The 13,232-nt window shown below is 36.6% G+C and carries 14 protein-coding genes and 3 pseudogenes; 15 read left to right on the forward strand and 2 right to left on the reverse strand.

Going from position 1 to position 13,232, the window contains the following annotated elements:
* Positions 1–468: 468 nt before the first annotated feature.
* Positions 469–1,251 (reverse strand): annotated as a pseudogene (locus ACFIO3_RS03590) (tyrosine-type recombinase/integrase); the annotation flags it as partial.
* A 150-nt stretch (positions 1,252–1,401) separates the two neighbouring features.
* On the opposite strand from ACFIO3_RS03590, the gene ACFIO3_RS03595 reads away from it, so the two are divergent.
* The 15 genes and pseudogenes from ACFIO3_RS03595 to ACFIO3_RS03665 all read left to right on the forward strand — a co-directional run bounded on the left by ACFIO3_RS03595 (position 1,402) and on the right by ACFIO3_RS03665 (position 10,252).
* On the forward strand, positions 1,402–2,085 hold the full coding sequence (locus ACFIO3_RS03595; RefSeq protein ID WP_375615141.1) for a DNA adenine methylase: 684 nt from the start codon (positions 1,402–1,404) through the stop codon (positions 2,083–2,085).
* Positions 2,086–2,595: 510 nt separating this feature from the next.
* The gene (locus tag ACFIO3_RS03600) at positions 2,596–2,814 is read left to right on the forward strand and encodes a TA system antitoxin ParD family protein (RefSeq protein ID WP_005773872.1); all 219 of its coding nucleotides are present in this window, start codon (positions 2,596–2,598) and stop codon (positions 2,812–2,814) included.
* Positions 2,807–3,091, forward strand: coding sequence for a type II toxin-antitoxin system RelE/ParE family toxin (locus ACFIO3_RS03605; protein WP_246054788.1), 285 nt, complete (start codon positions 2,807–2,809; stop codon positions 3,089–3,091). Before ACFIO3_RS03600 ends, ACFIO3_RS03605 begins: the two co-directional genes overlap by 8 nt.
* Positions 3,092–3,969: 878 nt before the next feature.
* Entirely contained in the window at positions 3,970–4,665 is a 696-nt protein-coding gene (locus ACFIO3_RS03610) for a carboxymuconolactone decarboxylase family protein (RefSeq protein ID WP_375615130.1), read from the forward strand.
* An 86-nt stretch (positions 4,666–4,751) separates the two neighbouring features.
* Entirely contained in the window at positions 4,752–4,883 is a 132-nt protein-coding gene (locus tag ACFIO3_RS03615) for a hypothetical protein (RefSeq protein WP_375615131.1), read from the forward strand.
* A 55-nt stretch (positions 4,884–4,938) separates the two neighbouring features.
* A complete protein-coding gene (locus ACFIO3_RS03620; protein WP_375695926.1) occupies positions 4,939–5,166 on the forward strand; it encodes a hypothetical protein in 228 nt (75 codons plus the stop codon).
* A complete protein-coding gene (locus ACFIO3_RS03625; protein ID WP_375607427.1) occupies positions 5,141–5,374 on the forward strand; it encodes a hypothetical protein in 234 nt (77 codons plus the stop codon). Before ACFIO3_RS03620 ends, ACFIO3_RS03625 begins: the two co-directional genes overlap by 26 nt.
* 291 nt (positions 5,375–5,665) lie before the next feature.
* The gene (locus ACFIO3_RS03630) at positions 5,666–6,469 is read left to right on the forward strand and encodes an AfsA-related hotdog domain-containing protein (protein ID WP_375615133.1); all 804 of its coding nucleotides are present in this window, start codon (positions 5,666–5,668) and stop codon (positions 6,467–6,469) included.
* An 11-nt stretch (positions 6,470–6,480) separates the two neighbouring features.
* Positions 6,481–6,642 (forward strand): hypothetical protein, encoded by a 162-nt coding sequence (locus ACFIO3_RS03635; protein WP_375615134.1) that lies wholly within the window; start codon positions 6,481–6,483, stop codon positions 6,640–6,642.
* Positions 6,643–6,936: 294 nt separating this feature from the next.
* The gene (locus tag ACFIO3_RS03640; RefSeq protein WP_375607430.1) at positions 6,937–7,323 is read left to right on the forward strand and encodes a hypothetical protein; all 387 of its coding nucleotides are present in this window, start codon (positions 6,937–6,939) and stop codon (positions 7,321–7,323) included.
* 84 nt (positions 7,324–7,407) lie between these two features.
* Positions 7,408–8,166, forward strand: a complete 759-nt coding sequence (locus ACFIO3_RS03645; RefSeq protein WP_375615135.1) for an HAD family hydrolase — start codon at positions 7,408–7,410, stop codon at positions 8,164–8,166.
* A 164-nt stretch (positions 8,167–8,330) separates the two neighbouring features.
* Positions 8,331–9,073, forward strand: a pseudogene (locus ACFIO3_RS03650) (SDR family oxidoreductase).
* 11 nt (positions 9,074–9,084) lie between these two features.
* Positions 9,085–10,017: a DMT family transporter gene (locus tag ACFIO3_RS03655; protein WP_375615136.1), complete on the forward strand. Its 933-nt coding sequence runs from the start codon at positions 9,085–9,087 to the stop codon at positions 10,015–10,017.
* A 13-nt stretch (positions 10,018–10,030) separates the two neighbouring features.
* Positions 10,031–10,108 (forward strand): annotated as a pseudogene (locus ACFIO3_RS03660) (Killer protein); the annotation flags it as partial.
* Between the two features lie 18 nt (positions 10,109–10,126).
* The gene (locus ACFIO3_RS03665; RefSeq protein ID WP_375607432.1) at positions 10,127–10,252 is read left to right on the forward strand and encodes a hypothetical protein; all 126 of its coding nucleotides are present in this window, start codon (positions 10,127–10,129) and stop codon (positions 10,250–10,252) included.
* 1,465 nt (positions 10,253–11,717) lie between these two features.
* Here the strand turns inward: ACFIO3_RS03665 and ACFIO3_RS03670 are convergent.
* A partial coding sequence (locus tag ACFIO3_RS03670; protein ID WP_375704120.1) for a type ISP restriction/modification enzyme occupies positions 11,718–13,232 on the reverse strand: 1,515 nt, incomplete at its 5' end.

A 13,232-nucleotide genomic window follows, 5' to 3' on the forward strand; every position in this document is an offset into this window, starting at 1 on the left:
TTACTCTTTTTAATATTTTATTATAATCTGTAATTGGTAAATTCAAAATACAGCTCTAAGGCTAAGTGTTTTATATCGATCGAAGTGACTGTTGTTATATCTAACTGTTTGGACAACAAGTGTATACCAATAGACATAAAAGAATTAAGAAAAACAGGGGATAGATTAGGAAATAAACAATGTTTTTTTGAACAGAAGCCTATGCTTGTGGAAAGAGTTTTAAAATCAAATTTCTAATCTGTTTCAAAATGAGGCTGTTGTTACGTTTTTGATACTTTTTAGATGGCTTCCCCAAAGAGGCGCTATCAGAACGTAAAAAAATATTAGAAACACTCTGTAAAGTATGTTCTTTGTAGAGGCATGTTGCAAAATCTTATTTCCGAATCTTTATTTACGCATCCCGTACATTGGAAGAATACGATAATTCAATAATTTATTTATACTATAAAATTGAATGGTGGGCGTGACAGGAATTGTCCATATATCCCCGTCAATCTGATCTTTATGGATATAACGTAAAGGGCGTGTACGAACCCCTGTAAGGATAAGTAAACGCAAAGCCAGTCGTGTTATGTTTTGTGTTTTACAGAGTGACTGATAAAAAGCTGGTATATCTTTCCAATTCATCGCTGATCTATTCGTGATCTTATGGCGTTGTTTACCTAAAAGAGCGCGTGCTTTTGTTGTTGCTTGTAAATCAACATCCAGACCCAAAGCAGCCGCATGTTTGAGACAAAGATTAAGACGATTAAGAGCTCTATAAGCAGTTCCAGCTTTTGTATGCCAAATAGGAGCAATAACATTGCGTATTTCTGTTTGCGTAATCTCAGAAACGGGTAAACACCCTAATTTAGGGAGAATATGAAGTTGTAAAGGCGAAAACCAACGCCCATCTTTACCATCTCCTTTTAATTCAGCTTTCCGACTTTCAAAAGCATCTAGAGCAATATCTTTTAAATAATGGAGATTGCTTATTGCTTCACGCTTTTGTTTCTCACGTTCTTTAATAGGATCACGACCTTCGTGCAAAACAGAACGCCATTGGTTTGCCAATTCACGGGCTTGTTTTAAAGAGACATCTCGCAACGCTCCCAAGCCCATTTCACGACGACGTCCGTGAAGGGTATACCGTAAAATCCATTGAGCACCTCCATCTTTACGCTTATGAAGTAACAAGCCAGCACCATCATTATATTTGCCAGCCCCCAATGTTGCGACAGATCTTGCATTAAGACGGTTCATAAGAGCCATTTTTTACTCCTTTCTTATACAAATTTGATCCACACACTCATCCCGCTTGTGACGTGCAAATGAGTGGTTTTGATTGATTCAAGATAAGCAGATTTAAAATGAGAGAATCTTGCATTATTCGAGGGGCTAATTCAATACGAATAACGATAGATTATCATTATAAATCAATATGTTGTATCTTTAAGGAGAAAATTAGTTCCTTTATATGAAGTGATCAATGATCGTTCAGGTGATGTGGTGAATTTTTTTCGGGTGTTGCAACGCCATTATTACCCTTTCATGGATCTGTTGGAGTTCCAGGTGAGTAGCCGTGAGGCGTTTGAACGGTTACGCACCCAAGATCCCAAGACCCTGACAGATTTAGAGCGGGCATTGCGGTTTTTATATCTGCAGCGGTTGAGTTTTGGTGGCAAAGTGGCAAAACAGACGTTTGGAGTTGATCCACACCGTGGTGCACGGTTTAATAGTCTCAAACTTGAAGCCTCCTTAAAGCTTATTTACCGTCGTTTAGCAGGTGTGACCATTGAACATTTAGATTGGTTTGAGTTTATTAGGCGCTATGATCGTCCCAACATCTTGTTTTACCTTGATCCGCCTTATTGGGGTGTTGAGGATTACTATGGCAAGGATTTGTTTAAGCGAGAGGATTATCAGAGGATGTCCACACTGCTTGCACAATTAAAGGGAAAGTTTCTTCTGTTACTCAATGATGTGCCGGAGATTCGCAAAAGCTTTAGCCCATTTAAGATAAAAGAGGTCACCATATCTTATACATGCAGTTCAAATAATCCAATTCCAGCTCAAGAGCTCATCATCTCAAATTGCGACTTTTAGCAAAGGAGAAAAAGCTGCCTTAAAGGGTCTTTAAATGATCTTTGAAAGGTCTTTGAAGCCCCTTTGAAAACCCCTTTAATTTTTTAAAAAAGACGTGAATTTTAAAAATGAATTGCTGCAAAACCTGCTGTCAAATTCTGCAAAACCTGCTGACAAGCTACATACAAGACATATAGAATCAATAATTTATAGCACGACAAAAGTGCTGTGGCGGAGGGGGTAGGAATGCTATATTTATATAAAATCAATAGATTATATAGAAGTTCGGGAATTTTGATTCCGTTGATTCTTTTAACTTATTTTCTGCCTATCCCGAACCTTTTTAGAGCTTATTCTCGATCATTTAGTTCTAAATTTATCTTTTATTTTCTCTTCTTTCAGATATTAAGAAAGATGGCTGTGAGAGAAGGAATTGTGTTAGAGATCTGCTAGGGTTATTGTGTTTCAAAGGTTGCTTTTTAACACCTTTTGAACTATATTACCACCTTATTGTAAGGTAGGAGTATAGTCATGGCTACAACTGTTAAACTGTCTGATGATCTCATTAATGAGGCTAAGCGTTACGCGTCTGTTTATAGCCGCTCGGTTCCTAAGCAAATTGAATATTGGTCGCGTATGGGCAAAATAGCCGAAGAAAATCCAGATCTCTCCTTTCAATTTATTCAAGCAATCTTACTTGGACAACAAGAAAATGCAGATGGCGATGTAACAGCATTCGAATTTGGCTGAATCTATGCAAGTTTTACAAACCCATTCATTTAAAAAAACTGTCAAAAAACTGCATGCCAACCAAAAACAAGATCTAGATCAAGCTGTTCGCGTCATTATGAAAACGCCCACCATTGGTCAAGCCAAAACAGGTGATCTTTCTGGTGTTTTTGTCTATAAATTTAAAATGGCCAAGCAATTGACGCTGCTTGCTTACAGCTATGAAGATCACACGATTACTTTGACCTTATTAGCACTTGGCTCTCATGAAAATTTTTACCGAGATCTTAAAGCATAATATATTTTACAACTTAATAGAGGCACACAGCATTAATTTTACTAAAGTTCTCCAGTGCTAGAGGTATTAAACCAAAATTTATAGACATGATCAAGCTATATTGGGCACCTAATTGCGGCATAATATTTTTAGCTAAACCGATTGGAGGACTTTGCAGCAAAGGAGTACAGCGCTCATCTGCTATTACATACCTCTAACTTGAGTTAAAAACAAAGCTCTTCCGTACACCCCAACAAATGGCTTTGTCATGATAGAACTTTATTAGATTAGAGGTAAGTCAGTAGCATCTGTTATAAATTTAACGCTTCGCACTTTCCTCGGTAAATTCAAGCCGCAAAATACTAAATACAACTAAGTCCTATAGCTCAATGCGTACATAATCATGCATGGTGTTTCTACGCTCAACAAGTTACACCTCAGTTCTCTTGCGCAAATACGAATAAGAAGGGTTTAATTTGCTAATTTTAGCTCAGTCTTAAGTACAACGTCTGGAAAGGCTACACGTGCCTGCTGCATCAACGTAATATTAATGCCATAGAAAAATCCCTTACTATCTGCTATAGCTTCATAAGGATTGCCTATAATGTAAAAAATGAAAAATAATATAAAATAAATTTACAAAAATGATTGACTAGGATATTAAAGCACGATAACGATTCATGCAATGCAAGTCCGCAAGAGGAGATAAGGTATTGCATTTTAATTGAAGGTTTAGTTTTTAAGGAAAGTAAAAGCCTTATCAAACTAAAGCTCCGTGGGGAGGGGGCCATTACATGCAAGAACAAACATTTGTAAATTATAAGAAAAATGCTTATGAATTGGGCGTGGAGCGTTTACGCTCTATGGAATTGGTCTAGACCCCTTCAATTCTTGAAGAAATGGCCGATATTGCCCCTGATCTCGCAAAATTCATCATCTCTTTTGTGTATGGAGAAATTTATGAGCGACCTCACTTAACAAGCCGTATTCGGCAGCTTGCCACCGTTGCCATCTTTGCAACTCTCGGTAATGCAAGACGGCAACTCAAATTCCACCTTACCAGTGCTCTTAATATTGGGTGTAGTCCTGCTGAGCTGATTGAAGTAATGATACAATTGGCACTTTATGCAGGGTTTCCAGCAGCCTTAAATAGTGTTTTTGCTGCAAAAGAGGTCTTTGATGAAAAGCAACTAGACTTCATATCTAGTTGCGGCTCGCCATTAGTATGCGAGGATCGCTACGAATCTGGACTGAAGGCACTAGAACGTATTGATGGCCCCGATGGACAAATGATTATTAAGACACTGGGTAGCATTGCTCCAGACTTAGCTCGTTTTGTTGTTGAGTTTGGGTTTGGTGATATCTACACACGGCCTATCCTCAACTTCTTTGAACGGGAAATTATAACGGTGGCAGCGTTAGGAACTGCGATTCCACAGCTGAAGCTGCATATACAGGGTCTGCTTAATGTAGGTGGCACGCCCGAACAGGTGATTGAATTAGCAATTCACATTGCTCCTTATGCAGGCTTTCCTGCAGCGATTAATGTCGTTGAAATTGCTAAAGAAGTTTTTGCCTCACGCAAGGAGACATAGAGAAATTTATTTGCCAGCAACATCATTATTATCAAAAGCGTGATACTTACGAATTTAATTTTTTTCTTAATTTCAAGGAGAATTTAATGTCTACACCGTATCTTTTAATTACAGAAATATATCCTAAAGAAAACCAAACTCTTACAGTAGCTAAGAAATGGAGGCAGATCACAGCAGAAAAATCTGAGCAGCAGGCTACGGTGTTTGTATCTCTTTGATAATAGGACTGTTCTGCAGTTGAGAGCCTTGCCCTCATTAAAACAGATTGAGAGCTTGCCGGGGATATGGGAGCTTGAATTAAAATTATTGGGAGAAGATCTTGTGAACGACTTTCGTCGTCAACTTTTGACCTATGTTGAATCGGTAAAAGTGCTCAAGCAGTCTTTGCCTAGCACACCGTATCTGCAGCTGCGTCATATTGAGGTTCCTCCAAGCCGTTTTACTTCCTACCGCCAATGGCGAGACAAAACCATTTTTGACCTTAGTACGCAAGGTATCTGAGGTTGAAGAGTTTATTGCTTATCATTCCATCATTAGTACAGAGCTGGGTGTTATGTTTCTCTCCGGTTTTTCTGTTGATCCTGAGATCTATAAGAGCCTTTTTTCTTCTCCGCGCTATCAAGAGATAATTAAAAAGGCCGGAGACAATTTTATCACGGGTGGAGAAGGTGGACTTTATACAAAAATTTACAAACGCTTTATTAATTAACAACGAACTACGGCGACAGCTGTAAAACTAAGCTACAGCTTTTGGTTTGAGTGGAGGGTAGTGATTGCTAAAAATGAGCGCTTACTCTTCTATAATATTACCGAAAAGCCATGTATGTTTTAAGTAATGTAATTATTTTGGTAAATTTTTGCTTATATTTGATCAATAACGTAGTTACCGATTTTTAAAGCCATATAATAATTTTATGAAGAGTATGTTTTTATTTCAAATAAATCAAAGAGATATAAAAAGAGAGTTAAAATTAGTTATAATTTTGAGGCAGGGAGCACAATGAAAAATACATCTAATAAGAAAATTTTTATAGTTGGCAATAAATTTCATGAATTTAGTATACATGAAAACGTTAAGACTTTTGGGGAAATTTTAGAGATGATACGTACAAATTCCTTTGCCAATTTACCTAGTAATAGTCAACTTGTTAGCGGTCAAGGGTTAACAGAAGTTCAAGCTCAAGCTCTTTATGACCAAGGACTATATCCACTCGCAGCCCACGGGATTGATATTTCTCCTCTACTACAGCGTCCACTTCGCGTTAGCCGCCTGCAAAGTCATAAGCACTACATCAGAAATGCGATTATCTCTCACCCGAAACGTTTAGATGAGCATAATTTTGAATCTCACTTAATATTGGATGAACGGTCAGAACTAATGAATGATCATCAAACTGGACAACATATACAAGGTATGGTGTTGATTGAAGCAGCTCGTCAAATGTTTTTAGCAGTTACTGAGGAATATTTTATCGGAGATAACTGGACGGAGCTGTATTACTTTGTGTTAAATAGCCTGGCTGCCAATTTTACAGGGTTTGTATTCCCTCTTGACGTTGTTTTTAACTATCGAATTAACTCTAGCGATATATCCAGATTATCTCGCCTTCACTTCGATATAACTATATCAGTTAACCAAGGCGACACGAGCGTCGCTACTCTTTCCTTTCAGTTTACTGCTTATCATGCAGAAAAACTAAAGAAGAATGAACACAAACAAGCGATTAAATTTCTTAACAAGCAAACAGGTAGGGACTCTGTCTCGCGGAAAGCTGAGAACCTTGAAAATGTTTATCTTGCGTAGAGGCATTATCTATGAAAACAATAATGTACGAACTAAGTTTGACTACACAAGGACCGACTTATTCCCCGAGCGAAGTAATGGATGAAAAGGGAAATTTTATTGTTATTGGACAAATCAATCGCATGAATTCCCATGGAGAACTTACCTCAGAGTGGGGAAGAGCTTTGGTATAAACCTCTACTGTAACTCCTGAATTCGGCAAGAATGCTCCCTACGATATCATAAAAGAACTTTCAGATCCTCTTTCTAGTAGTGATGCCTCTCTTGTATTACATACTCTGCCCTTACCATTACCATGCAATAATTATCCAGTAATATTTGCACCAGCGCAATGCCCCAATGCGAAAAATATTTATCTGCCAAGCTATGGCTTCCATGAAGTACCAATACCAGACGCTCGAAACCAAGATGGTAGAAAGATTACTGCGCCGATAACCCTTGAACAATGGTGTAAAGCGAAAGGATCCATGGAAGTTTTCGTCCCTAACGACCAACGAACAGGACATTTTCGTTTTGAATTTTTGGGGTTAATTCCTAACAGTCTTTACACAATTATGGCACTACGGCAACATGATCTGAATCCCCATGCACCTACACGACCCAGCCCACTTGGTCTTCCCAATATACTACTGGCAGATGCTGATGGGCATGCCTTTTATCAAGCAATATTACCCAATCCGTTTCCATCTGTGAACGATCCCTCTGCTAATCGAATAGTAAATATCGTCTTGCTTTGGATGAGTTATCAAATGAATCGAGGCGGTGCGATCGGATGGTATGGCTTAGGAGGGGATGTCCACGCGCAGCTAAAGCTCAAAAAAACAGGTTTCTGGGAATTCACAACAAAGGATTAATATTACGAATAAATCATATCCATGCTTATAAAGAACAAACAACATTATAAAGTATTTAATTTTTTTTGAAGGGAGAAATTAATAATGAGTCTTGCGTATGCATTCTTCGATGTAGATGGCACCCTTATTCGGAGCAAGAGTATGCTCGCTTTCCACGATTTCTGGTATAAATCTTGGCTAGGTTTTTCAACCAACGCTCATCAAGAGGAATATGCAGATACTACTGCTATTTTACGTGCACACCATGATAACCAGAGTCCGCGCAGCGTAATAAACCGTCGCTTTTATGAATTTTTTGCCGGACGTGCTGTAGCAGAAGTAACAAGATGTGCAGAAACTTGGGCAAAGCGCGCGTTGATTAATCCTACTTTCTTAATCCAAGAAGTAGTAACAGAACTAAAATCCCATCATAGCCAAAAAATTGAGCCGGTCTTAGTATCCGGCTCTTTTATAGAAATTCTAGCCCCCATTGCAGAACATCTAAGTGTACCTTACATCTTGGACACAAAACTATTGCATGATGGGCAAAAATATAATGGCCGTTTCGTCCCTCCGCAAACGATCGGCGTTGGAAAAGCGCTTGCGATTCAGGATTTTATTGAAAAACATGGTGGTGACCTTAAGAACTGCTGGGCCTACGGTGATGATATTTCCGATGAGCATATGCTGAAGCTTGTAGGTCATCCTGTCGCTGTTATTGGCGATCCTTTGCTTGAGGCGTATGCTCACAAGCATGGTTGGCGCTGTTTAAATCTACCTAAAGAATCACAAACTCTAGCATTCTCCTCTAAAAAGGTATTTCCTTTTAATGAGACGTCTTTACATGAAATATCAGTTCTTTAGTTATTCAACCTAATCACAATAAACTTTAAGGCTATCTTATTATTTAAACAATTTAATAATACTCAATACATTAAACATAATACAGTAATACATAATGCATGGCTAAAAATAAACTAGCTGAATATTAATGATTACAACTTCAGGTATAGAAAATGCTAAACGAAATGATAAAAAACACGACCGGAATTTACTCACAACAACAGAAACGTATTTTAGTCACAGGAGGCGCTCGCGGCATCGGTAAAGCAATTGTTCTAAACTTATTGAAAAATGGTCATAAGGTAGCAAGTGCAGACATCATTGACATAGAACTACCAACCTCCATCGATACGGCAAGCTTATGTAAATTGATTGTTGATATCCGCGATAAAGAAGCCATTGACTCTTCTGTCCATAAGGTTATCTTAGAATTTGGTGGTCTTGATGTCTTAGTTAATGTAGCAAGCATTTGTTATAGTGGCGATCCAGAAACAATTGATGCTCAAGAATGTGCTGAAACATTTGATGTGAATATTAAAGGAATGTTCTATATAATAGCTGCTACTTTACCCTATCTAAAAAAGGAGATTCGCGCCGATATTTAAATATTTCATCCATATGGGGTGTAGAATACAATCCTTCTTTAATTTCATATTCTTCTTCTAAATTTGCTGTAGAGGGCTATAGTGGTGGGTTGCGCTTATGGGGAATGCCACAAAATATTCGTGTTTGTTCAATCCAAGTTGATAAAGTTAATACGGATTTTCGTCGCAATTTTAAAGGATTCCCAGAGATACCTCCAGAGAATCTTGCCAAAATGCTTCAACCAGATGACATTGCTTCCGCGGTCAACTTTATTCTTTCCTCATCTAATACCGCACAAATTTCTTCTATACGTCTCGATGCTCCACTTTGGTATCAAATATAAGGATCTATCCAATGAAAATCACGCCCAGAATAGCTCTTGTCTTAACCCTCGTAGGAACCTTTTTTTGGGGTTCCAATTTCCAAGCCACTAAGATAGCTTTAACGACTGTTTCTCCATGGACAGCTTCTTTTGAGCGGTTTCTCATTGCCGTAATCGCCATATTTTTAATTATGATTTTCAAAGAAGGCTTGCGGTGGCATGTTTTATCGCAAAATTTTATTTCTTATATTTTCCTAGGGATTATCGGTGTGGCAGGGTTTAATGGCGCTTTATTTGTTGGCTTGCAAACGTCAAATCCCATAACAGCCTCCCTCATCATGGCGACAACCCCTATTAGTGCTAATATTATTGAAGCTATCATGAATAAATCTTTCCCAACCTGTGAGAGGGTTATAGGGATGCTCATTAGCATGTTCGGGGTCTATTTAGTCATAACAAATGGGAGATTTTTGTCTAACCATGTTTCCTTTGCCAAAGGAGATATTATGATTCTTTTAGGTTCCATTGGTTGGGCGTTCTATACCGTGGGCACGCGGTCATTTGTCAAGAACGCAACCCCGCTTGAAACAACAAGCTGGACGATGCTCTCTGGCACCGTCGCCCTTGGCGTCCTAACCTTTTTATTCGAATCCCCTTTTCAAGAAACGATGTCTATGTCCGGCGCTAGTTTATTCGCACTCCTTTGGATGGGGGTTGCAGGATCAGTTTTAGCCTACCTATTTTGGAATATTGGAATAGCGATCCGAGGTCCGGGTAAGACGGCGATATTTTTCAATTTTGTACCTATTTCAGCCTTATTGGTGCAAATCCTGTTCGGCTTCATCCCTCAAATCATGCAAATCATAGGCGTTTTTGTTACGATTTTTGGAGTTCTAATCGGACAAGGCTATATATTCAGCTTACTAGGATCTAGAAAAGCCGTTCCCAATGCGCATAAAGAGTAATATACTTTTTAAGATGAATGGAAATTGGCGTGTTATTTTTCGCTTTATCGGAACAGATGTGGAGCTTGTTGATTATCAAGATTACCATTGATGAAAGGAATGAAAACAAATGACGCATAACCCCGCCCATTCTAGTGAAGTTCTAAAAGTAGCTTTTTTAGAAGAAATGGGGATAACAATACAAAAATTAGCGTACCGTCTTCATATAAAAAAATACGTATTTATTGTCAAATAATATTTTATCTTTTTTTGATATTTTTTTGTATTTTTTAAATACGTTGTGTATTGATAATATCTTATGCTTATGAATTGCTTCTTTTATATTTATATGCGTTTAAAGCTATATTATGGGATTTAGAAACGATTGCACTGTTTTTTGAATCTATACATTTATAATATTTAAAAAGGCTCTCATAATGAGTATTTTTATCTTTATAACCTATCAGTTTTTTTACTAAATGAATTTAAATTTTTTTGTGAATTTTGTTTATAATACATTTAAAATTTAATAGCCTCTTATAGGTGCTCTCTTTATAATCAATGCGTTCATTTACAGTTTAGTTATTTGAAGCTGCTGTTTTTACGCATTTTCTATAGCTGTTATATGCTTTATAGCCATGGCATCATTTTTCATTTTCATAAGAGAAACGATAAGTAGGATAATTGTAATTTATAGACTGTTATGAAAACATCTAAAGAGAGATTGATCATTATAGAGATCAGTAAAATTCCTTTTAATAGGCTTTTGTCAGTGATGTCAGTTTTGTCAGTTCTTTTTAGACCCTCCATTATTTTTTTTGAATGGTAAAAAATTAAAATCAATATATTTCAATATGTTAATATCTTTAAAACATAACTTATATCAAGAGTACAATCTTTAAAGATAGCCAATGATGTGAATTGATTAAAACTTGTCAGTTATGTGTCAGTAAATTGAACTGACAAAAGTGATCATTTTAATGAGTCATTAAAACGTGTCTTATGAAAAGCATATGAAATTAAAAACTGATTACGTTATCAAAATCCTTTTTATGAATTTTATCAGTTCTTTTGAATGATAACCTTATGATTTATAGAATGATTACAACGTGCTTTATGAAAATCATGTGATCCTTTAAAGCCTTTCAAAAGATGGTTTGTAACTCATAAGAAATGCTATCAAGATCATTAGGTTATGAGTTTTGGGGGTGCTTTTTGTACGTATTATTTTATTTTTTAATCCAAAATAAAAATCATTATATTTCAATGCGTTAATGTTTTAAAGAAACAACCTATATTAAATACAATCTATAATATATATAAAAAGGGGTTTTGTAGGGGTTTTGGGGGTTTTAAGAACCTACAAAACCTATAAGTAATATAAGAAAATGAATATACATAACTCTTTTTAAACAAAGCTTTTGAAAAGGATAAAATTATCATTTTAGATTACGGTATAACCTCTTAAAGGCAATGTAAAAAAATCTAATTCACTTTAAGAGTGGATTTCTTAAAAGTCTTAAAGACAATCCAAATAAGAGTATCTAAAAGTGCAAGTTTTTTCTTTTTAGAATAACGCATGATAAATTATCCTTTTAAAGATTGTATGTAAACAATGTATAAAGGGGGTATAGAGTATAAAGGGATATAGAACCTATAGGTATAAGACCTTATACCCCTTATGCGTTTATCATATCCATTATGTGAGCATGCTTTATAAGTTATTCAGTTTCTCTTAATACCAAATTTGGTAGTTTTTTCACGATTTTCATGGTTTCTAAACTTACGGTAATAACCCTTTGAAACAACTCCAATGGGTAGGCAGGGTTACCAACGGTTTCAACAGCATAGCGATTGGCATCATTGACAATACCACTCTTTTTATCAGTCTTAACACACTGACGCCCCATAACCCATTCAAGAGCGGGTTTACCGTTGACGATATACTCATAAGCTTCAAGAGGGATATCTGTTATTGTGATATTGCTGTTATAAAAAACAGTTGATTTATCCTTTTCCTTACTATTCCCAGAAAATTTCATTTCTGTAACGTAGTAAAATTCTTCGGGATTAGAGATCTCAGTCTGTTTTGGATTACCCTTTTTAAATGTGACTGGATAAGGCTCTACATCTTCATAATTCACGTGCAAATGCCCCAGTTCACGCCCTGCTGTCACAAATTTCCAAAAATCATCAGCACTCTTTACGCAAGGGATACGAGGCAGTTCTTTGCATAAATTATGAGCATAACGGGCGCGGTAATCTTCCGAATGAAGTAAACCGTAAACGTAATAAAACAAATCATCTTTAGTGATTTTTTCATTAGGATAAGCCGCTTTAAAATGTGCTAATCCTTCATCAGTAATGGAATCACGTCTCTGTAAACCAGATGTTGTGTTTGCTTCTGTAAATAAATGGGATTGTTTCTCACTTTTATTTTTTAAAGATTCAGTATTTTCGTAAATATAACGTGGAAAGCATTGACCAGTATGCACTGCATGAAAATTAGGTAAAGCCTTAGTCATTAAAGTAGAAAAAACTGTTTGAGTTGCCGTACCTGTAATTTGTATTACTTGATTTTCAATCGCTTTTCCCATTGGGAATATACGAGGCATCTGTAAAACCAATTCATTGAAAATGCGATTATAATAAAGCCATTGTTGTATAAAAGGGCGATATAAACTTTGCGTGAAACATGCTTCTTCGAAGTTGAAAGTCTTTCTTTTTACCAATTCTTGTTTAAGAGCGCGACTCCAACTGATTTTTTTAGCATCTGAATTTACAAAATTGTCTACAATATTGGTACGTGTTTTACGGTCAGCATGTCCATAAGCAGCATTAAAACGTTTTACCTCACTATTATAAAAGGCTACCATATTACTCATATTTTTTGATAAAGCATCACGGCTAGAGTTGTATGTCCAAGCGTCACGATTGGTTTTTATACCACATGAAGAAGCTTCAAATAGTTTTTTATTATGCCCTTTTTTATCATCTAAGGCGAGAAACGTTTCAAAACTGTCATCACGTTGATGAATCCAATCATCATGCTTATCTGGTGTAATTATTTGCCAGCCTTGTTCACGTGTAATACCACCAACACTACCAAAGTCTTGAATCATTCCAAGTTTTTTTTCGGTAGAAAGATTATTACCAATATCATGATAGTAAATTTTACACTCTCCAGAAACATTGGGATTTTTGATAAATAGCGTTACCGCAATACCAGTCATACT

The organism is Bartonella sp. AD328YNZD, assembly GCF_042196425.1.

What these genes read in the sequence shown, in the direction of transcription:
- ACFIO3_RS03615 (WP_375615131.1), top strand. Translation starts at nt 4,752, where the DNA reads ATGTCTACACCGTATCTTTTAATTACAGAAATATATCCTAAAGAAAAC.
- ACFIO3_RS03630 (WP_375615133.1), top strand. Translation starts at nt 5,666, where the DNA reads ATGAAAAATACATCTAATAAGAAAATTTTTATAGTTGGCAATAAATTT.
- ACFIO3_RS03665 (WP_375607432.1), top strand. Translation starts at nt 10,127, where the DNA reads ATGACGCATAACCCCGCCCATTCTAGTGAAGTTCTAAAAGTAGCTTTT.
- ACFIO3_RS03635 (WP_375615134.1), top strand. Translation starts at nt 6,481, where the DNA reads ATGAAAACAATAATGTACGAACTAAGTTTGACTACACAAGGACCGACT.
- ACFIO3_RS03655 (WP_375615136.1), top strand. Translation starts at nt 9,085, where the DNA reads ATGAAAATCACGCCCAGAATAGCTCTTGTCTTAACCCTCGTAGGAACC.
- ACFIO3_RS03640 (WP_375607430.1), top strand. Translation starts at nt 6,937, where the DNA reads ATGGAAGTTTTCGTCCCTAACGACCAACGAACAGGACATTTTCGTTTT.
- ACFIO3_RS03645 (WP_375615135.1), top strand. Translation starts at nt 7,408, where the DNA reads ATGAGTCTTGCGTATGCATTCTTCGATGTAGATGGCACCCTTATTCGG.
- ACFIO3_RS03610 (WP_375615130.1), top strand. Translation starts at nt 3,970, where the DNA reads ATGGCCGATATTGCCCCTGATCTCGCAAAATTCATCATCTCTTTTGTG.
- ACFIO3_RS03600 (WP_005773872.1), top strand. Translation starts at nt 2,596, where the DNA reads ATGGCTACAACTGTTAAACTGTCTGATGATCTCATTAATGAGGCTAAG.